The 24,217-nt window shown below is 67.6% G+C and carries 22 protein-coding genes and 1 pseudogene; 15 read left to right on the top strand and 8 right to left on the bottom strand.

The genetic code is table 11. The features are described 5' to 3' along the window. Nucleotides 1–117: 117 nt before the first annotated feature. Nucleotides 118–567 carry a hypothetical protein gene (locus ACIP0B_RS10605; RefSeq protein WP_400831744.1) on the bottom strand — a complete coding sequence of 150 codons (450 nt, stop codon included), beginning with the start codon at nt 565–567 and terminating at the stop codon, nt 118–120. Between the two features lie 83 nt (nt 568–650). Here ACIP0B_RS10605 and ACIP0B_RS10600 point away from each other — a divergent pair, with 83 nt between their 5' ends. The 4 genes from ACIP0B_RS10600 to ACIP0B_RS10585 all read left to right on the top strand — a co-directional run bounded on the left by ACIP0B_RS10600 (nt 651) and on the right by ACIP0B_RS10585 (nt 4,457). Further along, on the top strand, nt 651–1,007 hold the full coding sequence (locus ACIP0B_RS10600; RefSeq protein ID WP_400831743.1) for a MerR family transcriptional regulator: 357 nt from the start codon (nt 651–653) through the stop codon (nt 1,005–1,007). Between the two features lie 19 nt (nt 1,008–1,026). After that, a complete protein-coding gene (locus tag ACIP0B_RS10595; protein ID WP_400831741.1) occupies nt 1,027–1,710 on the top strand; it encodes an SDR family oxidoreductase in 684 nt (227 codons plus the stop codon). A 245-nt stretch (nt 1,711–1,955) separates the two neighbouring features. Continuing rightward, nucleotides 1,956–3,314 (top strand): 8-oxoguanine deaminase, encoded by a 1,359-nt coding sequence (locus tag ACIP0B_RS10590; protein ID WP_400831740.1) that lies wholly within the window; start codon nt 1,956–1,958, stop codon nt 3,312–3,314. A 189-nt stretch (nt 3,315–3,503) separates the two neighbouring features. Next, entirely contained in the window at nt 3,504–4,457 is a 954-nt protein-coding gene (locus ACIP0B_RS10585; RefSeq protein ID WP_085582608.1) for an adenosine deaminase, read from the top strand. A gap of 69 nt (nt 4,458–4,526) precedes the next feature. Here the strand turns inward: ACIP0B_RS10585 and ACIP0B_RS10580 are convergent, their stop codons facing one another. The 3 genes from ACIP0B_RS10580 to ACIP0B_RS10570 all read right to left on the bottom strand — a co-directional run bounded on the left by ACIP0B_RS10580 (nt 4,527) and on the right by ACIP0B_RS10570 (nt 7,936). Further along, nucleotides 4,527–5,909, bottom strand: a complete 1,383-nt coding sequence (locus tag ACIP0B_RS10580; RefSeq protein ID WP_400831738.1) for an MFS transporter — start codon at nt 5,907–5,909, stop codon at nt 4,527–4,529. A 129-nt stretch (nt 5,910–6,038) separates the two neighbouring features. After that, complete coding sequence (locus ACIP0B_RS10575; protein WP_400831736.1) at nt 6,039–6,770, bottom strand: ArsR/SmtB family transcription factor; 732 nt, start codon at nt 6,768–6,770, stop codon at nt 6,039–6,041. A gap of 236 nt (nt 6,771–7,006) precedes the next feature. Then, on the bottom strand, nt 7,007–7,936 hold the full coding sequence (locus tag ACIP0B_RS10570) for a LysR family transcriptional regulator (RefSeq protein WP_400831734.1): 930 nt from the start codon (nt 7,934–7,936) through the stop codon (nt 7,007–7,009). 117 nt (nt 7,937–8,053) lie between these two features. Between ACIP0B_RS10570 and ACIP0B_RS10565 the strand changes: the two genes are divergently transcribed. The 3 genes from ACIP0B_RS10565 to ACIP0B_RS10555 all read left to right on the top strand — a co-directional run bounded on the left by ACIP0B_RS10565 (nt 8,054) and on the right by ACIP0B_RS10555 (nt 9,699). Next, a complete protein-coding gene (locus tag ACIP0B_RS10565) occupies nt 8,054–8,347 on the top strand; it encodes a putative quinol monooxygenase (protein ID WP_400831733.1) in 294 nt (97 codons plus the stop codon). A gap of 27 nt (nt 8,348–8,374) precedes the next feature. After that, nucleotides 8,375–9,388: a zinc-binding alcohol dehydrogenase family protein gene (locus ACIP0B_RS10560; RefSeq protein WP_400831731.1), complete on the top strand. Its 1,014-nt coding sequence runs from the start codon at nt 8,375–8,377 to the stop codon at nt 9,386–9,388. Nucleotides 9,389–9,525: 137 nt separating this feature from the next. After that, the gene (locus tag ACIP0B_RS10555; protein ID WP_400831730.1) at nt 9,526–9,699 is read left to right on the top strand and encodes a hypothetical protein; all 174 of its coding nucleotides are present in this window, start codon (nt 9,526–9,528) and stop codon (nt 9,697–9,699) included. A gap of 10 nt (nt 9,700–9,709) precedes the next feature. On the opposite strand, the gene ACIP0B_RS10550 is transcribed toward ACIP0B_RS10555, so the two are convergent. Together ACIP0B_RS10550 and ACIP0B_RS10545 are read right to left on the bottom strand one after the other, a co-directional pair. Then, nucleotides 9,710–10,906 carry a multidrug effflux MFS transporter gene (locus ACIP0B_RS10550; RefSeq protein WP_400831729.1) on the bottom strand — a complete coding sequence of 399 codons (1,197 nt, stop codon included), beginning with the start codon at nt 10,904–10,906 and terminating at the stop codon, nt 9,710–9,712. A 104-nt stretch (nt 10,907–11,010) separates the two neighbouring features. Next, entirely contained in the window at nt 11,011–11,208 is a 198-nt protein-coding gene (locus tag ACIP0B_RS10545; protein ID WP_400831728.1) for a heavy-metal-associated domain-containing protein, read from the bottom strand. Between the two features lie 150 nt (nt 11,209–11,358). On the opposite strand from ACIP0B_RS10545, the gene ACIP0B_RS10540 reads away from it, so the two are divergent. From ACIP0B_RS10540 to cueR, 3 genes are all read left to right on the top strand, one after another. Next, entirely contained in the window at nt 11,359–11,742 is a 384-nt protein-coding gene (locus ACIP0B_RS10540) for a hypothetical protein (RefSeq protein WP_400831726.1), read from the top strand. A gap of 231 nt (nt 11,743–11,973) precedes the next feature. Next, nucleotides 11,974–14,367 (top strand): heavy metal translocating P-type ATPase, encoded by a 2,394-nt coding sequence (locus tag ACIP0B_RS10535; RefSeq protein WP_400831725.1) that lies wholly within the window; start codon nt 11,974–11,976, stop codon nt 14,365–14,367. Next, nucleotides 14,364–14,777 (top strand): Cu(I)-responsive transcriptional regulator, encoded by a 414-nt coding sequence (gene cueR, locus ACIP0B_RS10530; protein WP_217893789.1) that lies wholly within the window; start codon nt 14,364–14,366, stop codon nt 14,775–14,777. Before ACIP0B_RS10535 ends, cueR begins: the two co-directional genes overlap by 4 nt. A 288-nt stretch (nt 14,778–15,065) precedes the next feature. On the opposite strand, the gene ACIP0B_RS10525 is transcribed toward cueR, so the two are convergent. Continuing rightward, nucleotides 15,066–15,962, bottom strand: coding sequence for a PA4780 family RIO1-like protein kinase (locus ACIP0B_RS10525; RefSeq protein ID WP_400831723.1), 897 nt, complete (start codon nt 15,960–15,962; stop codon nt 15,066–15,068). 400 nt (nt 15,963–16,362) lie between these two features. On the opposite strand from ACIP0B_RS10525, the pseudogene ACIP0B_RS10520 reads away from it, so the two are divergent. Both ACIP0B_RS10520 and ACIP0B_RS10515 read left to right on the top strand, forming a co-directional pair. Beyond that, nucleotides 16,363–17,451, top strand: a pseudogene (locus ACIP0B_RS10520) (sensor histidine kinase); the annotation flags it as partial. Nucleotides 17,452–17,541: 90 nt separating this feature from the next. Beyond that, nucleotides 17,542–18,309: a methyl-accepting chemotaxis protein gene (locus tag ACIP0B_RS10515; protein ID WP_371857102.1), complete on the top strand. Its 768-nt coding sequence runs from the start codon at nt 17,542–17,544 to the stop codon at nt 18,307–18,309. 147 nt (nt 18,310–18,456) lie between these two features. Here the strand turns inward: ACIP0B_RS10515 and ACIP0B_RS10510 are convergent, their stop codons facing one another. Next, nucleotides 18,457–19,734 (bottom strand): acetyl-CoA C-acetyltransferase, encoded by a 1,278-nt coding sequence (locus ACIP0B_RS10510; RefSeq protein WP_400831722.1) that lies wholly within the window; start codon nt 19,732–19,734, stop codon nt 18,457–18,459. 339 nt (nt 19,735–20,073) lie between these two features. Here ACIP0B_RS10510 and ACIP0B_RS10505 point away from each other — a divergent pair, with 339 nt between their 5' ends. The 3 genes from ACIP0B_RS10505 to ACIP0B_RS10495 all read left to right on the top strand — a co-directional run bounded on the left by ACIP0B_RS10505 (nt 20,074) and on the right by ACIP0B_RS10495 (nt 24,148). Then, complete coding sequence (locus ACIP0B_RS10505) at nt 20,074–21,426, top strand: 3-oxoacyl-ACP reductase (RefSeq protein WP_400831720.1); 1,353 nt, start codon at nt 20,074–20,076, stop codon at nt 21,424–21,426. Between the two features lies 1 nt (nt 21,427). Continuing rightward, on the top strand, nt 21,428–22,282 hold the full coding sequence (locus ACIP0B_RS10500; RefSeq protein WP_400831718.1) for a MaoC/PaaZ C-terminal domain-containing protein: 855 nt from the start codon (nt 21,428–21,430) through the stop codon (nt 22,280–22,282). 339 nt (nt 22,283–22,621) lie between these two features. Beyond that, nucleotides 22,622–24,148 (top strand): collagen-like triple helix repeat-containing protein, encoded by a 1,527-nt coding sequence (locus tag ACIP0B_RS10495; RefSeq protein ID WP_400831716.1) that lies wholly within the window; start codon nt 22,622–22,624, stop codon nt 24,146–24,148. Nucleotides 24,149–24,217 lie beyond the last annotated feature (69 nt).

The following is a 24,217-nucleotide window of genomic DNA, read 5'->3' as shown; positions in this document are numbered from 1 at the left end:
CCCACCGAGCTGATCGTTTTTTGATCAACCGACAATGCGCAAAACCTGTGCCCGATCAACGGCCTCGGCGCCAAGCGGTGTCTGTTTGCACAGCCTTTTGGGTTCGGGCGCTCTGCATCAATGGCCACCGGCACCTGCCGCGGCACGGCTCTGACCGGATGGCCAGGAAACAGCTTTATCCACAGGCAACGCCTGGGCGATGCCCCACGCCAGCTCAAACAGCAGGAATCCCACCAGCAACGCGCTGGCGCCGTGCAGCAAGGCATAGGCCTGCCAGGTCGCGAAGAGAAACCTGGCCACAGCGTCGTACCGTCCGTACACCGGCTGCGGATCACGGATCCGCAGCACCGCCCACACGCAAACCACCGAGCCCAACAGATTCGCCATGAGCACATGCTCAGGCGCAAACGCCGGCAGTCCGCCCGGCAGCCCCAGCGCCCGGCTGAGCGCCGCCAAGCCCCCGTGCAGCAGCGCGAAACTCCACGGCGTGGCAAACGCCGCCGTCACGATCAAGTCATACCAGGCACTGCCGCGCACCAGGCGCCGATACTGCGTTGAGGTCCACATCGTCCATGCTCCGAAAATTCAGGGAGCGCTCACGCTAAAGCCTGGAGTATGCTCCAGGGTCAAACACTTTCGGGACGCCCCAGATGCGCATCGGTGAGTTAGCCCAGGCCAGCGCCGTCAGCCGCGACACCTTGCGCTTCTACGAGCAGCGCGGGCTGATCGCCGCACAGCGCACCGCCAACGGTTACCGCGACTATCCGCCGGAGACGGTGCAACTGGTGCTCTACATCAAGACCGCCCAGCGCCTGGGGTTCACCCTCAACGAAATCGGCGGCAGCGTCGCCGCACTGTGGCAAGCGCCGGACCCGGACAGCGCCGTCGCCCAACTGCTGCGCGACAAGCTGCAACTGATCGAAACCCGCATCAACGAACTGGGTGCCCTGCGCACCGAGCTGCAGCAGCGGCTCGGCCAGGCGTGCCCGCTGAACCCACGAGCCTGAACATTCAAGGAAGCCCTTCATGTCCGCAAAAACCGCACTGATCATCGGCGCCTCCCGTGGCCTGGGCCTGGGCCTGGTGAAGACCCTGCTGGCCGACGGCTGGCAGGTCACCGCGACCGTCCGCGATCCGCACCTTGCCCAGGCGCTGAAAGCGCTGGGCAAGGTGCGGATCGAGAAACTCGACATGGACGACCAGCAAGCCGTGATCGCCCTCAGCCAGCAGCTCAAGGGCGAGACCTTCGACCTGCTGTTCGTCAACGCCGGGGTCAAGGGCCCCGAGGTGCAGACGCCCGGCGGCGCGACGCTGGCGGAAGTCGGCCAGCTGTTCTTCACCAACGCCGTGGCGCCGATCAACCTGGCCCAGCGCTTCGTCGGGCAGATCCGCGACGGCAGCGGCGTGCTGGCCTTCATGAGTTCGGTGCTGGGCAGCGTGACCATGCCCGACGCACCGGAACTGGCCCTCTACAAGGCCAGCAAGGCGGCGCTCAACTCGATGACCAACAGCTTCGTCACCCAGTTGGGCGAGCAGAAGCTCACCGTGCTGTCGCTGCACCCGGGTTGGGTGAAGACCGACATGGGCGGCGAAGGCGCCGACATCGACGTGGACACCAGCACCCGTGGCCTGGTGGATCAGGTGGACGCGTTCGCCGGCAAGGGCGGGCATCATTTCGTCAACTACAAGGGCGAGACCATTCCCTGGTGATCCCCTGCCTGCGATAGCGGCTTTGAAGGCACATTCCTGTCGAATGTGCCGCCGTCTTCGCGGGCAGCCCGCTCCCGCAGGGTTCTGCAGTCACCGCATTGGCGGCTGTCCGGTCGGATCCGGCTTGCCCGCGGCACGGTTTTGTCTGACACTGCGCACCTCGCCCCCGCGGCGACCCTGGATCAGCAGACAGGGCAACACTGAGCTGGCAACCCTGAACCCTACTTTCAGAGGAGCCGGCCACCATGCCTGCGACCCGTATCTGGCTACAGAATCCCCTCGCGATCTTCACCGCCAACCACCTCGACGCCCGTGGCGGCCTGGTGCTGCAGGACGGCCTGATCGCCGAAACGCTCGCCGCCGGCCAGCGACCGTCCGCGCCGTGCGATCAAGTGTTCGACGCCCGTGAGCACGTCATCCTGCCGGGCCTGATCAATACCCATCACCACTTCTACCAGACCCTGACCCGCGCCTGGGCGCCGGTGGTCAACCAGCCGTTGTTCCCTTGGCTGAAGACCCTGTACCCGGTGTGGGCGCGCCTGACCCCGGAGAAGCTCGCCCTGGCCACCAAGGTCGCCCTGGCCGAACTGCTGCTGTCGGGCTGCACCACCGCCGCCGATCACCATTACCTGTTTCCGGACGGCCTGGAAAACGCCATCGACGTGCAGGTGCAGAGCGTCCGCGAGCTGGGCATGCGGGCGATGCTCACCCGGGGCTCGATGAGCCTGGGCGAGAAGGACGGCGGCCTGCCGCCGCAGCAGACCGTGCAGGAAGGCCAGGTGATCCTCGACGACAGCCAGCGCCTGATCCGCGAATACCACGAGCGCGGCGCCGGCGCGCAGATCCAGATCGCCCTGGCGCCGTGCTCGCCGTTCTCGGTGACCCCGCAAATCATGTCCGCCAGCGCCGAACTCGCCGACAAGCTCGACGTGCGCCTGCACACCCACCTGGCCGAAACCCTCGACGAGGAAGACTTCTGCCTGCAACGCTTCGGCCTGCGCACCGTGGACTACCTGGACAGCGTCGGCTGGCTCGGTCCGCGCACCTGGCTGGCCCACGGCATCCATTTCAACCCGGACGAAATCGCCCGCCTCGGCGCCGCCGGCACCGGCATCTGCCATTGCCCGAGCTCGAACATGCGCCTGGCGTCCGGCATCTGCCCGAGCATCGAACTGACCGACGCCGGCGCGCCGCTGGGCCTGGGCGTGGACGGTTCGGCGTCCAACGACGCGTCGAACATGATCCTCGAAGCCCGCCAGGCCCTGTACATCCAGCGCCTGCGCTACGGCGCCGAAAAGATCACCCCGGAACGGGTGCTGGGCTGGGCGACCAAGGGCTCGGCGAGCCTTTTGGGGCGCACCGACATCGGCGAGCTGGCGGTGGGCAAGCAGGCCGACCTGGCGCTGTTCAAGCTCGATGAGCTGCGGTTCTCCGGCAGTCACGACCCGGTGTCGGCGCTGCTGCTGTGCGGCGCGGACCGGGCCGACCGGGTGATGGTCGGCGGCAAGTGGCGGGTGATCGACGGCCAGGTCGAAGGGCTGGACCTCAAAGGCCTGATCGCCGACCACAGCCAGGCGGCGCGGCAACTGATCGCCGGCGCCTGATCCGAGGGCATCCAGGGCGGGGGCGACTGTATTGCTCCTGCCTTGCGGTGCCTTGACCGACGCCATCGCCAGCAGGCGGGCTCCCACCGTTTTGTCCGAGCCGCGCGATGATCGCCCGGTCAGGTTTTGCCATCTGTTGCGGCGCACATCTGTAGAATGCCCGCCAACCGCACCTGATGAGAAAAGACCATGTACGACTGGCTGAACGCCCTGCCCAAGGCCGAGCTGCACCTGCACCTCGAAGGCTCGCTGGAGCCCGAGCTGCTGTTCGCCCTGGCCGAACGCAACAAGATCGCCCTGCCGTGGAGCGACGTCGACACCCTGCGCAAGGCCTACGCCTTCAACAACCTGCAGGAATTCCTCGACCTGTATTACCAGGGCGCCGATGTGCTGCGCACCTCCCAGGACTTCTACGACCTGACCTGGGCCTACCTCCTGCGCTGCAAGGCACAGAACGTGATCCATACCGAACCGTTCTTCGACCCGCAGACCCACACCGACCGGGGCATCCCGTTCGAGACCGTGCTCAACGGCATCGCCGCCGCCCTGAAGGACGGCGAACAGCAACTGGGCATCACCAGCGGCCTGATCCTGAGCTTCCTGCGCCACTTGAGCGAAGACGAAGCGCAGAAGACCCTCGACCAGGCGCTGCCGTTTCGCGATGCGTTCGTGGCCGTGGGCCTGGACAGCTCCGAGATGGGCCATCCGCCGAGCAAGTTCCGGCGGGTGTTCGACCGCGCCCGCAGCGAAGGCTTCCTGACCGTCGCCCACGCCGGCGAGGAAGGCCCGCCGGAGTACATCTGGGAAGCCATCGACCTGCTGAAGATCCAGCGCATCGACCACGGCGTGCGCGCCATCGAAGACGAGCGCCTGATGCAGCGGATCATCGACGAGCAGATCCCGCTGACCGTGTGCCCGCTGTCGAACACCAAACTCTGCGTGTTCGACCACATGTCCCAGCACAACATCCTCGACATGCTCGAACGCGGCGTGAAGGTCACGGTGAACTCGGACGACCCGGCGTACTTCGGCGGTTACGTCACCGAAAACTTCCACGCGCTGCACACCCACCTGGGCATGACCCAGGACCAGGCCAAACGCCTGGCGCAGAACAGCCTGGATGCACGGTTGGTCAAACCGTAACGTCCCTTTCGCCAGCAGGCCCGTTCCCACCCTGCGGGAGCCAGCCTGCTGGCGATGAGGCGTCGGTGTTCAGCCGACGCTCTGCGCCCCGCTCAGCTCCTCGAGCGTCCTGCCCCGGGTCTCCATCCCGAACAGCCAGACCACCCCCGCCGCCATGGCGAAGCACAGCGCCCCCAGCGCAAACACCCCGCCTTGCCCGGTGACCGGGAACACCAGGCCGGTGATCAACGGCCCGAGCAGCGAGCCGATGCGGCCGACCGCGGAGGCGAACCCCGATCCGGTGGCGCGCGCCGACGTCGGGTACAGCTCCGGGGTGTAGGTGTAAAGCACCGCCCACATGCCGAACAGGAAAAACTGCATCAACAGTCCCGTGCCGATCAGCAGCGTGACATTGCCGCCGAACACGGCGCTCTGCCCATAGAGAAACGCCATCACCCCGCCGCCGAGCAGCGTGACGATGCACACCGGCTTGCGTCCCCAGCGCTCCACCAGCCACGCCGCCATGAGGAATCCGGGAATCCCGCCGAGGGAGATCAGCACCGTGTAGTACACCGACTGGGTCACGGCGAAGCCCGACTGTTGCAGCAGCGCACTGAGCCAGGACGTCAGTCCGTAGAACCCGAGCAGGGCGAAGAACCACAGGCTCCAGATCATGGCCGTGCGCCGGCGGTACAAAGGCGACCAGATCTGCGCCAGGGCCGAAAAGAAATGCCCCGGTGCCGAGTCGGTGCGTGGCAGGCGCACCGGCGACGGCAGTTGCGCAACGCCCAGCGATGCCCGCACCCGGTCTTCGATGCCGCACAGCACCCGGTCGGCCGCCGCATGCCGGCCCGCCTGCTCCAGCCAGCGCGGCGACTCGGGTATCCAGAAGCGGATCGCCAGGACGAACACCGCCGGCACCGCCAGCACCAGGAAAATGTCGCGCCAGCCGATCAGCGGCAACAGGCAGTAGGACAGCACCCCGGCCGCAACGAACCCCAACGGCCAGAAACCATCCATCAAGGCGATGTAGCGCCCGCGGCTGCGGGCCGGGATCAGTTCGGAAAGCATCGACTGGGCAATCGGAAACTCCATGCCCATGCCGATCCCCAGGAGGATGCGGAACAGCGTCAGCGTCTCGACCGTCTGCGCCGTTGAGCACAGGTAGCTGGCCACTCCCCAGAGCACGATGCTCCACTGGAACACCGGTTTGCGCCCGAAGCGGTCGGCGAGCATGCCGGACAGCGACGCCCCCAGCACCATGCCGAAGAAGCTCGAACTGGCGAGCAACCCCGCCTCGGCGCTGCTCAGGCCGAATTCGGTTTTGATCGAGCCGAGCAGGAAGGTCATCATCGCCAGGTCCATGGAGTCGAAGAAGAACGCCAGGGCGATGATGATGAAAATGAGCCGGTGATAACCGCTCAGCGGCAACCGTTCCAACCGTTCTGCCGCACTGAAGCCTTGTGTGTCCATGCCGCTTCCCCTCTCCGGATATCCCCGGATCGAGTGTGCGCGATAGCGCACCGGCCTTAGTGCTGGATGCGACCTGCCGGCAGCCGTCAGCGACGCCGTGCCCGGCGACATGGGCGCCGGAACGCTCCGCTAGGCCATTTCCAGTTCGGTCTCCCGGGCGAAGCGATGGATTTCCCGCTGCCCCGCCGCCGTCAGCTGCAGCGCACGGGACTCGTTGAGCAGCGTCAGCCAGCCCGACTGCATGAACAGCTGCAGCAAGGCGGCGCCGAGCGATCCGCCCATGTGCGGACGGCGCTCGCTCCAGTCGGGGCAGGCGCAGGCCACCTGCACGTTGCGGTGGGCCAGGGCCTGGATGAACACGCCGCGTGCCGCCAGTTGCGTCGCGCCCTTGTGGGTGACCGCCACCCGCTGCTCGATCTGCTCGATCCAGCCGGCATCGAGCAGGCGCTGGTAGAGGTCGGCGGCCAGCGTGCCGCCCAAGTGGTCGTCGCAGAAGCGCGCACGCAAGAGCGGCGAAGGCGCAGGCTGCGGCCGCAGGATCGGCGCGGTGCGGGTGAGCGCCGCCGGGATGTTCCGTGGGGCGCTGGCGATCGAGGCGCTGGCCAATGCCTCGATCGCCGCACCGACCTCCGGGGCCGCCAGGCGGAAAAAGCGCTTGCGTCCGCGGTTCTCGACCTTCAACAGACCACCGGAGGACAACCGCGTCAGGTGCGCGCTGGCCGACGACGGCGAAAGCCCTGCCAGCAGTGCCAGCTCCTCGGTCTGGCGGGCCGAACCGTCCATCAGCGCCCACATCATCGCGCTGCGCTTGGGATCGGCCAGCAACGCGGCGATCTGGCTGATGCAAGGTGCATGTTCCATGTATTCACTCCCTGTTGAATCGTTTCGTCCACTGCCCGCGGGCATCTTGATCGGTCATGGGCCGACGGCCAAGTCGCGGCGACGGCCGCGGGCCGGGCAAGGCACGCACCGTGCCCGGCTGCGCCCGTGCAGGCTAGAGGCGAGCGCTAGTATAAGCGCGATGTCCGTCGCGTCCTGCGTCGGGACGGGCCTGAGAGGTGATTGATCCTGAGGGAAATTTCTCTTTTTGCCTGCGACTAATGATCAGACCCGCGCAAAGAGGGAAACCGGCCACTCAATTCAGCGCATCGGCTGGCAAGCATCGCCCGCAGAAGGTTCACCGGCTTACTCAACTGAGCGCGATGGGCGCACAGCAGATTCAGCGGAGCGCGCTCACACAGCAGCTCGGGCAGCAGCACCTTGAGACGTCCGGCCTCGACATCCGCCGCCACATCCAGCCAGGACTTGTAGGCAATGCCGGCCCCCGCCACCGCCCACAGGCGCACCACGTCGGCATCGTCGCTGAAGCGGTCGCCGCTGACGGTCAGGCCTATTTCCCGCTTGCCGTCATGAAAGGTCCAGTGGTCGTGAACACGGCCGCCAAGCATGTACAGCAGGCAGTTGTGCTGCGCCAGCTGCTCCAGCTGGCGCGGTTCCCCGCACCGCTTCAGGTAGGCCGGCGCTGCGCAGAGTACGCGCCGGTTGTCGGCGGCGACGGGCAGCGCCACCAGGCTTGAGTCTTCCGGTTCGCCGTAGCGCAGGGCGATGTCCACCGGTTGCCGGAACAGGTCGGCGATGCGGTCGCCCAGCAACAGGCGCACGGTGAGCCTGGGGTGTTCGCGCTGGAACTCGTCGAGCCACGGCAGCAGGAGGTTGCGGCCGAAGTCCGAGGGCGCGGACAACTGCAGGACACCGCTGACCTGATCCTGCCCGCTGGCCAGCAGGCGCCGGCCCTCGTCCAGGCTGCCCAGCGCCGCCCGGGCGTATTCGAGAAACCCTTCGCCCTCGGCGGTCAGGCGCAGGCTGCGGGTGGAGCGCGCCAGCAGACGCGCGCCCAACTGCCGTTCGATGCGCTTGAGCGCTGCGCTGGCCACTGCGGCGGACATGTCCATCACCCGCGCCGCCGCCGACAGGCTGCCCAGGTCCGCCGCCCGCACAAACAGCTGCAAGTCATCGAAACGCAGCATTCCGACCTCTATTATCAAAAAACCATTGAAAGAGACTGTTCTTTTAGCCGGTTTTATCGCGCACCGAAATAGCCAATGATCCACCCCACCGAAAACATCACGCTTGCGGAGCCGAACATGTCCCAGCCCTTCACCGCCATCGCCACCCTGATCGCTAAACCCGGACGGCAAGAGGCCCTCGAACAGCACCTGCGCGCCCTGATCGAGCCGACCCGCGCCGAGGCCGGCTGCAGCCAGTACGACCTGCACCAGGATCTGGCCAATCCATCGGCCTTCTACATGATCGAGCGCTGGGCCAGCGACGAAGCCCTCCAGGCCCACGACGCCAGCGCCCACATCCAGCATTTCCGGGCGCAGGCCGGCGAGTTCCTCGAACACTTCGAACTCAAGCGCCTGCGCGCCATCGCCTGATCCCCTACCCTTTTCCCGGAGTCCCTCATGAAAGCCATCGCCTATTACGCGTCCCTGCCGATCAGCGACGAAAAATCCCTGCAAGACATCGAGCTGCCGGAACCGGTCCCCGGCCCCCGCGACCTGCTGGTGGAGGTCAAGGCCATCTCGGTCAACCCGGTGGACACCAAGGTCCGCCAGAACGTGGCGCCGGAAGGCGGCGCGGCGAAAGTGCTGGGCTGGGACGTGGCCGGCACGGTCAAGGCGGTCGGCAACGAGGTGACCCTGTTCAAGGCCGGCGACAAGGTGTTCTACGCCGGTTCCATCGCCCGGGCCGGGGGCAACAGCGAACTGCATGTGGTGGATGAGCGGATCGTCGGCCACATGCCCAAGTCCCTGGGGTTTGCCGAAGCCGCCGCCCTGCCGCTGACGGCCATCACCGCCTGGGAACTGCTGTTCGAACGCCTGCAGATCCGCGAAGGCCAACAGGATGAAGGCCAGAGCCTGCTGATCGTCGGCGCGGCCGGCGGCGTCGGTTCGATCCTGACCCAACTGGCCAGCCGCCTGACCGGCCTGACGGTGATCGGCACCGCCTCCCGCCCGCAGACCCGCGACTGGGTGAGCGCACTGGGCGCCGACCACGTGATCGACCACAGCCAGCCGCTGAGCGAAGCGCTCAAGCGCGCCGGCATCGGCCACGTGACCCATGTCGCGAGCCTGACCCAGACCGACCAGCATCTGGACCAACTGGTCGAGGCCCTGGCGCCGCAGGGCAAACTGGCGCTGATCGATGACCCCAAGTCGTTGGACGTGACCAAGCTCAAGCGCAAGAGCCTGTCGCTGCACTGGGAGTTCATGTACACCCGCTCGCTGTTCGAGACCGCCGACATGCTCGAACAGCACAAGCTGCTCAACCGGGTGGCCGGGCTGATTGACGACGGCACGCTGAAGACCACGGTCGGCGAGTACTTCGGCCGCATCGACGCCGCCAACCTGCGCCGCGCCCACGCCCTGCTGGAAAGCGGCAAGGCCAAGGGCAAGATTGTGCTGGAAGGCTTCTGATCCGGACGTCTACCGGTGCCGTCCGACGGCGGGCGGCACCGTCAGTCCGAGAATTGACCCTTGTCACAAATGCGATCGCATTCGGGTCTACAATCGAGACCTCTGCGATGCAATCTTTTACGTACGGGAGGTCAGCAATGAAGATCCTGATAAAAGAAGTGGCAAAGTCCCAGTGGCAAGTCCGTCTTGACCAGCACGCCGTGACATTCCGCAGCGAGGCCGAAGCCTTGGCCTTCACCCGCACCCTCGAAGCGCGCCTTCACGCGCCCCACCGGATCCCCGACCCCGACCGGCAACGCGCCGCCGGCTGAAGCCTGCGCCTCAGGCCGCGGCCTGCGCCAGCGCACGGGCATTCTGCAAGCGACGGGTGAACACCGCCGCGCTCACCACCAGCAGTCCGCACAGGCTGATGACCAAAGCCATCGGCATCGCGCTGCCGTCGTGCAGCACGCCGACCAACGCCGCCGCACCGGACGCGACGCTGAACTGCAGGAATCCGAGCATCGCCGACGCGCTGCCGGCCCGGGCACCCTGGCCGTTCATCGCACAGGCCGACGCATTCGGCAGAATGCAGCCGAGGCTGGCGATGCAGATGAACAGCGGAATCAGCAGCGGCCACAGCGCAGCGGTATGCAGCGCACTGACCGCCAGCAGCGTCAGCCCGGCCGCCAAGTACACCCAGACCGCGCGCGCCAGCAGGAACGCCGGGCCGCGCTTGGCCAACAGCCGCGCATTGACCTGCGCCACCAGAATGAACCCCGCCGCGTTGGCGCCGAAGAACCAGCCGAAATGCTCGGCCGGCACGCCATACAGTTTGATCAGCACGAACGGTGAGCCGGCGATGTAGGAAAACATCCCGGCGATGGCGATGCCGCCGGTCAGGGCGTGGCCGAGATAGATCGGATCCTTGATCAGCCGACCGTACTGGCGCAGCGCGCCGGACAGCGGTTGACGCGGCACGTGGGCCGGCAGACTTTCCGGCAGGCCCAGCGCCACCGCCAGTCCGGCCAGCGCGCTGAAGCCGGTCAGCGCCAGGAAGATCGACTGCCACCCTGTGGTGTTGACCAGCAGGCCGCCGAGCATCGGCGCCAGGATCGGCGCCAGCCCCATCACCAGCATCAACTGCGAAAAGACCTTGGCCGCGCCCACCGCGTCGCACTTGTCGCTGACCACCGCCCGGGAAATCACCATCCCCGCGCAACCGCCGAGCGCCTGCACGAACCGCGCGCCGATCAGCCACTCAAGGCTCGGCGCATAGGCGCAGGCCAGGGACGCGACGGTGAACAGGCCGATGCCGGTGAGCAGCGGAATGCGCCGGCCGAAGCGGTCGGCCACCGGGCCGTACAGCAACTGCCCGAAGGACAGCCCGAGGAAATACGCCGCCAACGTCAGCTGAACGTGTTTCTCATCGGTGCCGAACGCCTGCGCCATCGACGGGAACGCCGGCAGATAGAAGTCGATCGCCAGCGGGCCGAAGGCGCTCAAGGCACCGAGAATCAGAATTGTACGCAGGTTCATCAGGCATCCAGATTGGGCAGAGTGTCGGGCATGGGACAGGCCCGACAGTCTAGCCGCGCCGGGACGCCTCGGACAATCCGGTAGCTCGCTATCTATTGAACCGGTCAGGCGACCTTGACGACGTAGCCTTCCTCGCTGATCGCGGCGATCACCTGTTCGGCGCTCAGCGCACTCTCGACGCCGACTTCCCTGGCCGCCAGATCGACCCGCACGCTGGCGGCGGGATCCTTGCTCTGCACCGCCTGGGTGATGGCCCGGACGCAGTGACCGCAGGACATGCCTTCAACCGTGAACACTTGCATGGAACGACTCCTTTTCGAGTGAGGTTGCCGGCAGTCTCAGGCTTGCCACCATGGCAAGGTCAAGTTCTGCGAACAACTGCCGGGCTGGCAATCGACGCTTCAGTCGGCCAAGCTGCGTGCATCAATGACTCGAATTCAGGAGATTCAGCCATGCGCTGGTCAGTTTTCAGCCTGTTTGGCTTCCTCAGCCTCTTTGCCGCGATCCCTTCGGCGCATGCCGCCGCCGAGGATTACGGGGTGCTGATCATTTCCCGCGAGCGCCTGGAAGTGTCGACCTCCTGCGAGATCGGCATCTACATCCAGGATCAACTGTCGGCGCGTCTGTTCCAAGAACAGAGCACCTCGTTCAACCTGCCGCCGGGCACCGTGTCGCTGCGCCTGAAACTGCTGCCGGGGCAGATGCCGGGCTGCAATCCGGGGATGCTGGCGCCGGGCTCGCAGGAGATCACGCTCAAGGCCGGCGACGTGCAGAAGTACCGGATCGCCATGACCCGGGAAGGCATGTACCTCAAGCGCACCGGTCTGGGTTACTGAGCCTTGGTTTCTGTCCTGCGGTGTCTGGACGGGCGCCATCGCCAGCAGGCTGGCTCCCGCAGGGGATCTCGCCTGAATGCAGCCTCTGCGTTCACCACAGAACACTTGTGGGAGCCAGCCTGCTGGCGATAGGGCCCCCAGCCCCCCTGCGACAACCTGGCGATTGGCGCTTGACCTTGCCCGCATGGCAAGGTTGATCCTTGTAGGCATCCACTACAGGGAGTACGACCGATGTCCGAATCCACCACCTTCGACCTGCCCATCGCGGGCATGACCTGCGCCAGCTGCGCCGGTCGGGTCGAGCGGGCCTTGAGCAAGGTCAGCGGCGCCAGCGCCGTGAGCGTCAACCTCGCCACCGAACAGGCCCGCGTGCAGGCGCCCGGCGACAGCCTGCCGGCGCTGATCGACGCCGTGACGCACGCCGGCTACAGCGTGCCGCAGCAAACGCTGGAGCTGAGCATCGACGGCATGACCTGCGCCTCCTGCGTCGGCCGCGTCGAGCGCGCCTTGGCCAAGGTCGCCGGGGTGAAGCGCGTCAGCGTCAACCTCGCCAACGAACGGGCCCACCTGGAGCTGCTCGGTGCCGTCGACCCGCAGAGCCTGATCGCCGCCGTGGGCAAGGCCGGCTATACGGCCAGCGTCTTCGAGCTTGAGCATCCCGGCGCCGACACCCAAGAACAACGCCTGAAGCATGAGCGCTGGGCGCTGTTCTGCGCCATCGCCCTGGCCTTGCCGCTGGTGCTGCCGATGCTGCTGCAACCGTTCGGCGTGCACTGGATGCTGCCGGCCTGGGCGCAGTTCGCCCTCGCCACCCCGGTGCAGTTCGTCTTCGGCGCGCGCTTCTACAAGGCGGCCTGGAAAGCCGTGCGCGCCGGGGCCGGCAACATGGACTTGCTGGTGGCCCTGGGCACCAGCGCCGGCTACGGCCTGAGCGTGTACGAATGGGCCACCGCCGCCGGGCGCATGCCGCACCTGTATTTCGAGGCGTCGGCGGTGGTGATCGCCCTGGTGCTGCTGGGCAAATACCTGGAAAGCCGCGCCAAGCGCCAGACCGCCAGCGCCATCCGCGCGCTGGAGGCACTGCGGCCCGAGCGCGCCGTCCAGGTCATCGACGGCCGCGAACAGGACGTGGCCATCAGCGCCCTGCGCCTTGACGACACCGTGCTGGTCAAGCCCGGCGAACGTTTCCCGGTGGACGGCGAAGTGCTCGAAGGCCAGAGCCATGCCGACGAGGCGCTGATCAGCGGCGAGAGCCTGCCGGTGCCCAAGCGGCCGGGGGACACGGTCACCGGCGGCGCCATCAACGGCGAGGGCCGCCTGCTGGTGCGCACCACCGCGCTCGGCGCCGAGAGCGTGCTGGCCCGCATCATCCGCCTGGTGGAGGACGCCCAGGCGGCCAAGGCGCCGATCCAGAAACTGGTGGATAAAGTCAGCCAGGTGTTCGTGCCCGCCGTGCTGGTGCTGGCGCTAGCCACGCTGGTCGGCTGGTGGCTGTACGGCGCACCGCTGGAGACCGCGCTGATCAACGCCGTCGCCGTGCTGGTGATCGCCTGCCCGTGCGCCCTCGGACTGGCCACGCCCACCGCGATCATGGCCGGCACCGGCGTGGCGGCGCGCCACGGGATCCTGATCAAGGACGCCGAGGCGCTGGAGCGGGCCCACGAAGTCAATGCCGTGGTCTTCGACAAGACCGGCACCCTGACGTCCGGCACCCCGCGCATCGCCCATTTCAGCGCGCTGGACGGCGACGAAGACACCCTGCTGAAACAGGCCGGCGCCCTGCAGCGCGGCAGCGAACACCCGTTGGCCAAAGCCGTGCTGGACGCCTGCGCCGAACGCCGGCTGAATGTGCCGGACGTCAGCGACAGCCAGTCCCTGACCGGCCGCGGCATCGCCGGCCACCTCGACGGGCGGCGCCTGGCCCTGGGCAACCGCCGTCTGCTGGAGGAAAGCGGACTGGGCGCCGGCACGCTGGCCGACGCCGCCAGCGCCTGGGAGGCCGAAGGCCGCACCCTGTCGTGGCTGATCGAGCAAGGCCCCGAACCCCGCGTGCTCGGCCTGTTCGCCTTCGGCGACACCCTCAAGCCCGGCGCCCTGCCCGCCGTGCAGCGACTGACCGCAGAAGGCATCCGCAGCCACCTGCTGACCGGCGACAACCGCGGCAGCGCACGGGCAGTCGCCGAGGCGCTGGGCATCGACAGCGTGCACGCCGAAGTGCTGCCGGCGGACAAGGCCGCCACGGTCGCCGACCTGAAGAAGTCCGGCGTGGTGGCGATGGTCGGCGACGGCATCAACGACGCCCCGGCCCTGGCCGCCGCCGACATCGGCATCGCCATGGGCGGCGGCACCGACGTGGCCATGCACGCGGCCGGCATCACCCTGATGCGCGGCGATCCGCGCATGGTGCCGGCGGCCCTGCAGATCAGCCGCAAGACCTACGCCAAGATCCGCCAGAACCTGTTCTGGGCCTTTGTCTACAACCTGATCGGCATCCCGCTGGCGGCGTTCGGCCTGCTCAACCCGGTGCTGGCCGGCGCCGCGATGGCACTGTCCAGCGTCAGCGTGGTGAGCAATGCGCTACTGTTGAAGACCTGGCAACCCGAGGATCCGGAGGACAACCGATGAACATCGGCCAAGCGGCCCGCCACAGCGGCCTGAGCGCGAAGATGATCCGCTACTACGAGTCGATCGGCCTGCTCCAGGCGGCCCACCGCACCGACAGCGGCTATCGGGTCTACGGCGACGGCGACCTGCACACCCTGGCGTTCATCAAGCGTTCGCGCGACCTGGGCTTTTCGCTGGAGGAGGTCGGCAAGCTGCTGACCCTATGGCAGGACCGCCAGCGCGCCAGCGCCGACGTGAAGGCCCTGGCCCGCCAGCACATCGACGAGCTGAACCAGAAAATCCGCGAACTGGGCGAACTGCGCGACACCCTGCAGGATCTGGTGGAGCACTGCCACGGCGACCACCGCCCGGACTGCCCGATCCTCAAGGAGCTGGCCTCGGGGTGCTGCGCGCAGCCGGCCCGCGCCTGAGATCCATCGCCGGCAGGCTGGCTCCCACATTGGCATCGTGATTCACACCAATCACTGTGGGAGCTGGCTTGCCAGCGATGGGGCCAGCACATTCAACATTGAGGGTGGCTGCCAGGCCGCTATCGCTGGCAAGCCAGCTCCCACAGGTAGGCGGATCTACTCAGGATCGGCGCTCATCCCAAACCATTGCGGGAGATTGACTGCAAGCGACAGGGCCGGCACAGCCAAATCTCGGGAGGCTGGCAGGCCGCTATCGCCAGCAGGATTTCAGTGTCCAGGGTCACGCGGTCATTGCATCCACGGTGGCGTCGGCGGCTCGTCGGACTTGCCCGGCGGCGCATCCTCCGCTTCGCGCATGGCCCGGCGGCGCTCCTCGTCGCGGCGCGCCGCTTCGATCTCGCGCATCACGCCGCCGACATCCGCCTGCTCCTCGGAATCGGCGAACTCGCCCGTCAGCACACTGCCCGGATGCAAGGCGCCGGCCTCGTAGAGCGCCCACATTTCCTTGGCGTAGCGGGTGTTCTTCAGTTCCGGGGCGAACCGGCCGAAGTACGACGCCATGTTGCCGACGTCCCGCTCCAGCATGCTGAACGCGTGGTTGTTGCCCGCCGCGTCCACCGCCTGCGGCAGGTCGATGATGACCGGCCCGGTCGGCGACAGCAGCACGTTGAACTCCGACAGGTCACCGTGCACCAGACCGGTACACAGCATCAGCACGATCTGCGAGATCAGGAACGCGTGATGCTCGCGGGCCTCGTCCGGCTCCAGCACCACGTCGTTGAGCCGCGGAGCCGCATCGCCGTGCTCGTCGGCCACCAGCTCCATCAGCAGCACGCCGTCCAGGAAGTCGTAGGGCTTGGGCACCCGCACCCCGGCGTTGGCCAGACGGAACAGCGCCGCGACCTCGGCGTTCTGCCACGCGTCCTCGGCCTCCTTGCGCCCGAACTTCGAGCCCTTGGCCATCGCCCGGGCCTGCCGGCTGTTGCGCACCTTGCGGCCTTCCTGGTACTCGGCCGCCTGACGGAAACTGCGTTTGTTCGCCTCCTTGTAGACCTTGGCGCAACGTAACTGATTGCCGCAGCGCACCACATAAACAGCTGCTTCTTTGCCGCTCATGAGCGGGCGCAGCACTTCGTCGACCAGACCGTCCTCGATCAGGGGTTCAATGCGTTTTGGAGTCTTCATCAGCTTTTATTGTGGGTCCTTTATAACCAAACACGCGAATGTCACTCGTTATACGGCAATCCTCGCGCCACGGGGAGGGGTTGCCGACCTGTGAACCTGTGAATGCACACACTGTGCCGAATCATAGCCGAGCCCGCCCCACCGTTTGGCGATGGATCCCGAAGGCATTTGCGACAGAATCTGACACGGGAAACCGCCGTCGAAGGATTTTTCCGCGCAGCCCTCAACTTCCCTCTCCGCCAGCCGAAGTCATCAGAGACAGAGGATTTTGTCCGACAATCGTTCCCCGAAAAAGAACGAAGCCGCCCCGAAGGATCCGGACGCTGCACAACGTTTTTCGGCTGCCAATAACCGCGAGTCATCTGCACTGCGTGGGCTAACAAGAAAATCTGGAGCGCGGATGAACATCAAACAGAAGTTGACCTGGGCGTTTGCGATCATCGCCTGCTTGCCGGTGGTGCTGGTCGCCACCCTGGTGGTACTGAACCTGCGCAGCGATGCCCGGGACGAATTTGTCGACGGCAGCGGACGCGAGATCCGTCAGGTCAACAACGCCATGCAGCTGTTCTTCGACGGCATCAGCCAGAACGTCGACTACCTGGCGACGCAACCGTTGATCAAGAACACCGACGACAGCCTCAAGACCTACATGAGCGCCAACGCCGAAAGCGTCCCCCAGGGCGAGATGGACAAAAAGGTGTTCGCCTTCCTGCAGGACCTGGGCAACAGCCACCCGGCCTACGCCTACGCCATCGTCGGCACCGCGGCCGGCGGCTACGTGTCGTGGCCCGACGACCCCAAGCTGAGCAACTACGACCCGCGCCAGCGCCCCTGGTACAAGGCCGCCCAGGCCAAGCCGGGCAAGCCGCTGCGCACCGCCGCCTACTACTGGGCGCAGGACGACGCGACCTACGTCAGCACCGTGCGCACCATCGACAACAAGCTGGGCGCCAACGGCGGCGTGGTCAGCATCGACGTGACGCTCAAGCAGCTCACCGAGATCGTCAAGCAGATCAAGCTCGGCGAGTCCGGCTACCTGATGCTGCTGGAAAACAGCGGCACGGTGCTGGTCGATCCGAAGCGCCCGGAACACAACTTCAAGGCCCTCGACAGCCTCGGCGACGGCTACGCGCAACTGGCCAAGGCCGGCAAGGGCCTGGTGGAGGTCGAGCTCGACGGCGAGCGCTACATGGCCAACGTCTGGCCGTCGGAGCAACTGGGCTGGACGTTCGTCGGCCTGATCAAGCGCAGCGACGTGATGAGTTCCGCGACCCAGCTGACTTGGCTGATCGCAATCATCGCCGCCGTGCTGGCGGTGGTGTTCGCGGGGGTCGGCGCCAGTTTCGCCAGCCTGATCGTGCGGCCGATCCGCAGCGTGGCCAGCGGCCTGGAAGGCATCGCCCAGGGCGAAGGCGACCTGACCAAGAACCTCGACATCCGCGGCAGCGACGAAACCGCGCAACTGGCCAACTGGTTCAACCAGTTCCTCACCGCGATCCGCAGCCTGATCCAGCACATCGGCGGCGCGGCGGGGAAAATCCTCGCCACCTCGCAGAGCTCCACCCGGGTCTCCGGCGACATGGCCGAAGCCGCCGGGCGCCAGCGCGAAGCGGTGGACATGGTGTCCACGGCGTTCCACGAAATGGTCGCCACCGCCAACGAGGTCGCCCGCTCGTGCAGCCAGGCCGCCGAGTCCGCCGACAGCGGCCAGCGCCAGGCGCGCCACGGCCAGCAGCAGATCGACGCGGCGGTGAACAGCGTCGACCAGTTGAGCCAGGAACTGGAGCAGTCGGCCCAGTCGATGCAGCAACTGGAGCGTGACAGCAACGACATCCAGTCGATCCTCGGCACCATCCGCTCCATCGCCGAACAGACCAACCTGCTGGCGCTCAACGCCGCCATCGAAGCGGCCCGGGCCGGCGAGCAGGGCCGCGGGTTCGCGGTGGTGGCCGACGAGGTGCGGGCGCTGGCCAAGCGCACGGCGGACTCGACGGCGGAAATCGACGGATTGCTGGGCAACCTCGCCCGCCGCACCAGCGAAGTCACCCAACAGATGCGCGCCAGCCTCGACGTGTCGCAGCAGTCGGTGGCGCGCATCGGCGAGGCGCGGGAAAGCTTCGGCCAGATCCGCGAGTCGGTGGACGTGATCCGCGACATGAACACCCAGATCGCCACGGCCGCCGAAGAGCAGCATCAGGTGGCCGAAGACATCAACCGCCACATCAGTCAGATCCACGGCGATGCGCAACTGGTGGCGGAACTGGCGAACTCGGCGCGGCTGGACTCCCAGAGCCTGGCGGGGCTGTCGAACGAGCTGGACGGGCTGGTCAGGCGCTTCCGCACCTGACTCGCCCAGTGGCGCCCTCACCGGCGCCATCGCCAGCAGGCTGGCTCCCACAAGGGGCGTGCGGTGACCACAGCTTTTGCATTCACCCCGAAACCCTGTGGGAGCCAGCCTGCTGGCGATGGCGGCCGAGCGGCCGCCGACAGACGCTCAGCGTTCGAGGATCGCGGTGACGCCCTGCCCGCCCGCCGCGCAGATCGAGATCAGGCCGCGCCCCTTGCCCGCCGCGTCCAGCAGCTTGGCCAGGTTGGCCACGATCCGCCCGCCGGTCGCGGCGAACGGATGCCCGGCCGCCAGCGAACTGCCCTTGACGTTCAGCCGGCTGCGGTCGATGGCGCCCAGCGGCGCGTCGAGCCCCAGGCGGGTCTTGCAGTAGTCCGCATCTTCCCAGGCCTTCAACGTGCACAGCACCTGCGCGGCGAAGGCCTCGTGGATTTCGTAGTAGTCGAAGTCCTGCAACGTCAGGCCGTTGCGCGCCAGCAGGCGCGGCACCGCGTAGACCGGCGCCATCAGCAGCCCTTCGGCGCCGTTGACGAAATCCACCGCCGCCGCTTCGCCGTCCCGCAGGTACGCCAGCACCGGCAACCCCCGCGCCTGCGCCCATTGCTCGCTGCCCAGCAGCACCACCGAGGCGCCATCAGTCAGCGGCGTGGAGTTGCCGGCGGTCAGCGTGCCCTTGGCGCTTTTCTCGAAGGCCGGCTTCAAGGTCGCCAGTTTCTCCAGGGTCAGGTCCGGGCGCAGGTTGTTGTCGCGGGTCAGGCCCAGGAACGGCGTCGTCAGATCGTTGTGCCAGCCTTCGCTGTAGGACGCCGCCAGTTTGTGGTGGCTGTCCAGCGCCAGCAGATCCTGGTCCTCGCGGGAGATGTTCCAGGTCTGCGCCATCAGCTCGCAGTGCTCGCCCATCGAAAGCCCGGTGCGCGGTTCGCCGTTGCGCGGGAACTCCGGGATCAGGTGCCGGGGGCGCAACTGCAGAAAGGTCTTGAGCTTGTCGCCCGTGGTCTTGGCCCGGTTGGCCTGCAGCAGGATCTTGCGCAGGCCTTCGCTGACGCTGATGGGGGCGTCCGACGTGGTGTCGACGCCGCCGGCCACGCCGCACTCGATCTGGCCGAGGGCGATCTTGTTGGCCACCAGCAGCGCCGCCTCAAGGCCGGTGCCGCAGGCCTGCTGGATGTCGTAGGCGGGCGTGGCCGGCGACAGCCGCGAGCCGAGCACGCATTCGCGGGTCAGGTTCATGTCCCGCGACAGCTTCAGCACCGCCCCCGCCGCCACTTCGCCCAGGCGCTGGCCGTGCAGGCCGTAGCGTTCGATCAGGCCTTCCAGCGCGGCGGTGAGCATCGCCTGGTTGCTGGCGGTGGCGTAAGGCCCGTTGGAGCGGGCGAACGGTATCCGGTTGCCGCCGATGATCGCGACGCGGCGCAGCTGAGTCATGAAAAGCTCCTTGTTGGATTTCAAGCCGTAAGGGGAATAGCTGTCTTGATTCAAATCCTGCGGCGCCGGGACCGTCGCCATCGCCAGCAGGCTGGCTCCCACAGGGATTTGGGGTGAAGGCAGAGTTCACGGTCACTGCAGAACAATGGGGGAGCCAGCCTGCTGGCGATGGCGTCAGCCCATGCGCCGACGGACAGGACCGTTGCCCCCACAAGATCCGCATTTCTGCGCAAGACCTGCTAAACCTCAGTGTTCAAGCGTAGGCCTTATTGCGCGGACCGAACGATTGTTTGCCTGCGGCAGTCCACACGCTGAACACCTTTTCCCGGAGAGCGCTCCATGTCCGACCGCTATATCGACTTCGCCAACTCATCCCTCGGCCGCCGCCTGGTCGGCGCCCTGGGCCTGCCGTCGCCGGTGCGGCTGGAGCGCTGGCAGGCCGGGCGGCTGCGGCCGGTCGAAGGCGCGCTGCTGATCGGCGGCGGGCCGTTGGCCGCGCGCGTGGGCGCCTTCGCCAACCGCCTGACCGACGCCATCTACCGCTACGGCGACGAACCGGCCTCCTTCACCGAGTGGATTCCCGGCGCCGGCCCGAAACTCAAGGCCGTGGTGTTCGACGCCAGCGACCTGCAGCGCACCGACCCGCTCAAGCGGCTGCGCGAATTCTTCCAGCCGTTGATCAAGAGCCTCGACCGCTGCGCCCACCTGGTGATCCTGGGCCGCGCTCCCGAATCGCTGGACGATCCGTTCGCCGCCAGCGCGCAACGGGCGCTCGAAGGGTTCTCCCGTTCGCTGGCCAAGGAACTGCGCAGCGGCGGCACCCTGCAACTGATCTACGTCGGCGACGGCGCCGAGGGTCAGCTGGAAGGCCCACTGCGGTTTTTCCTGTCGCCCAAGAGCGCCTTCGTGTCCGGGCAGGTGATCCGCCTCCAGGCCTGCAACACCCAGGTCGGCGACTGGACGCGGCCCCTGGCCGGGCGCAAGGCGCTGGTGACCGGCGCGGCGCGGGGCATCGGCGCGTCCATCGCCGAGACCCTGGCCCGCGACGGCGCCGACGTGATCCTGCTCGACGTGCCGCCGGCCAAGGCCGACCTCGAAGCCCTCGCCGCGCGGCTGGGCGGACGCGCCGTCACCCTCGACATCTGCGCCGGGGACGCCGCCGCGCAACTGACCGAACAGCTGCCCGACGGCCTAGACATCCTCGTGCACAACGCCGGCATCACCCGCGACAAGACCCTGGCCAACATGACGCCGGACTTCTGGGACGCGGTGCTGGCGGTCAACCTCAACGCCCCTCAGGTACTGACCCAGGCCCTGCTCGACAGCGGCGCCCTGCACGACCACGCACGGATCATCCTGCTGGCCTCGATCAGCGGCATCGCCGGCAACCGCGGGCAGACCAACTACGCAGCGAGCAAGGCCGGGCTGATCGGGCTGGCCCAGGCCTGGGCGCCGGCGCTGCACGCACGGGGCATCAGCATCAACGCCGTGGCGCCCGGCTTCATCGAGACCCAGATGACCGCGCACATTCCGTTCGGCCTGCGCGAGGCCGGCCGGCGCATGAGTTCCCTGGGCCAGGGCGGCCTGCCCCAGGACGTCGCCGAAGCGGTGGCGTGGCTGGCGCAGCCGGGCACCGGCGCATTCACCGGGCAGGCCTTGCGGGTCTGCGGGCAAAGCGTGCTGGGGGCCTAGGATGAGCAACGACTGGCAGACACTGGATCGCGAGCCGGGCCTGCCCGGCCTTTACCTGCGGGCCGCGACCCGCCGCAGGATTACCGGCACCACCCTGCCCGACCTGGGACTGCGCTGCTGGGTGGACGTCGATGGCCGGCGGCTGGCGGCCTACCGCAACGTCTGCGGCTTTGCCGACGACGGCCTGCTGCCGCCCACCTATCCGCACATTCTGGCGTTCGCCTTGCAGATGCGCCTGCTGACGGACAAGGCGTTTCCGTTCCCGCTGCTGGGGCTGATCCACCTGAGCAACCGGCTCCGCGTGCTGCGGCCGATGGGCGGAGTCGGCCGGGCGCTGGTCGGCGTGCAGGTGCGCAACCTGCAACCCCACCCCAAGGGCGCGACCTTCGACCTGCTGACCACCCTCGACGATCAGCTCGGGCCGTTGTGGGAAGCCGAAAGCCGGATGCTGTGCCGCGGCGTGAAGCTTGAGGGCGAGCCGCAGGCCCCGGCGTGGGAACCGTCGCTGCCCTTGACGGAAGTGGCGCAGTGGAGCGCCCCGACGGACATCGGCCGGCGATACGCCAAGGTGTCCGGCGACTGCAACCCGATCCACCTGAGCGGCCCCAGCGCGAAACTGTTCGGCTTCCCCAGCGCCATCGCCCACGGCCTGTGGAACAAGGCCCGCACCCTCGCTGCGCTGGCCGACCGGCTGCCCCGGGCCAACCTGGAGGTGACCGTGCACTTTCGCAAGCCGGTGCGGCTGCCCAGCGAGGTGACGCTGCTGGCCAGCGCAGCGGGCTCCAGCGGCGAACTGCGCCTGACCGGGGCCGCCGGGCTGGAGCACATGGTGGGCGACTGGCGGCCGGTCGCCTGATACGCCTCGCTCCGGGCAGGCAGGCCCGCTCACCGCCAAGGGGCCTGCCGACCTGTCAATTGTGTATATATCACCAAAGTCTCCACGCGCCGCACTGCCCGGGGCGCCTGGCGCCTGCCTTTGATTTTCAAGGCCTTTTTCTGCGCACCTATCACCACAGGATTAGTCCTTAGGCAGCATCCGAGCCCCCTTGCAGGAAGGCGTTAATACAAACTTGAGAATGGCGTGGATCCAACCGCTCGATTGAGATGGCCGCAACGGACGAAGGCATCGCCGGCGACAGAACCGGGGAGCCCTCGACAACAACGAACGTTGTGACAGGTGCAAGGACTCTCAATCATGAACAATCAAGCGTGGTGCAAGACAGCGACAGCTCTGGCATTGATCCTCTCCCTCTCCCTCGGCCTCGCCGGCTGCAGCAGCGGCGGTGGCGGCCATCACAGCAGCTCCGGCAGCTCTTCATCGGACGGAACCGCCGCCGGCACAAGCGGCACCGGTGGATCGACCGGCAGCGGCGACACGGCAGGCACCGGCGGCACCGGTGGCACAGGCGGAACCGGTGGGACCGGCGGCACTGACCCGACCAACCCGACCAACCCCACGGATCCGACCGACCCGACCAACCCCACCGGCCCTCAACCGCTGGTGACCACCAACCTGGTGCAGGACGCGGGCAACACCGTGGCCGGCGTCGGCGACGGCGTCGGCCAGGTCGGCGATGCGCTCAGCGGCGCGCCGGTGGTCGGCGGTGTCGTGCAGAGCTTCGCCAGGACCGCCGGCAACGTGGTGAGCACCTTGGGCAATGGCGTGGCCGACGGCCTCGGCAACCTGGCCACCACCGACAATGGCCTGGGCGTGACCGCCTCGGCGGTCGGCGGCGTGGTGCAGGATGTGGGCAACGGCGTGTCCGACCTGAGCGGCCAGCTGGCCACCGCCACCGGCAGCGTTCCGGTGGTCGGCGGCGTGGTCACCCGGGTCGCACCGACGCTCAACGCCGTGGGCGAACGGGTCACCATGCTCGGAGACACCCTCAGCACCGCGACCACCAGCGGCCCCCTCGGCTCGGCCACCCAGCAAGTGGGCGACCGGCTCGTGCCGGTGATCGCCATGGTCGAAAGCACCACCGACAATCTCGGTGCCGCCACGGGCCTGGGCGCGCCGCTCAACGGCGTGCTGCAAAGAGTCGGCGGCGCCGTCGATGGCGTGGGCGACAATGTCACCGGCGCCGGCAACGGCAATGCGCTGACCAGCACCGTAGGCGGCGCCCTGAGCAACGTCGGCACCACGGTCGCCAAGGCCGGCGGGCTGACCGACAACGGCACCGGCAGCGCAACCGGCGGCCTGGGCGGCACCGGCCTGCTGCAGACCGTCGGCGGCGCAGCGGTCAACGTCGGCGGCGGCGCGGCCTCCGGCAACGGCAGCCTGACGGCCCCCGGCGGCATCCTGGCATCGGCCGGCAACGTGGTGGCTTCGGTCAACACCGTGCTGGGCGGTTCGGGCACCCCGATCACCAGCCCCACCACGCCGCTGGCGACCCTGGGCACCAACGTGGGCAGCGGATTGGCGCCGGTCACCACTGCGGTCTCCAGCCTGACCCAGAACGTCGGCGCCGCCACCGGCGTCGGCAGCCCGGTGGCCGGCCTCACCGGCCAGGTGGGCGGCACCGTCGCCAACGTGGGCGGCGCCATCGCCGGCACCGGCAGCAACCCTGTCGTCACTGCCGTCGGCAACACCGTGACCGCCGTGGGCGGCACCGTTTCCGCCGTCGGCGGCCTGGTCAACGGCGGCAGCACCGCCAGCACCGGCGGCGGACTGGGCGGCGCGCTCGGCGGACTGACCGGCGCACTGGGCGGCACCAATCGCTGAATTGCACCTGGCCGATTCGACGGCCATACCTACAGCGCCTACGCTTGGTTGAGAGCGGAAGATTCCGAC

This window comes from Pseudomonas sp. NPDC089534, from assembly GCF_044749305.1.
Lineage (GTDB): Bacteria > Pseudomonadota > Gammaproteobacteria > Pseudomonadales > Pseudomonadaceae > Aquipseudomonas > Aquipseudomonas ekonensis.
The sequence above is the reverse complement of the archived record's forward strand: the minus strand, read 5'-3'. Positions and strand labels throughout refer to the sequence as shown.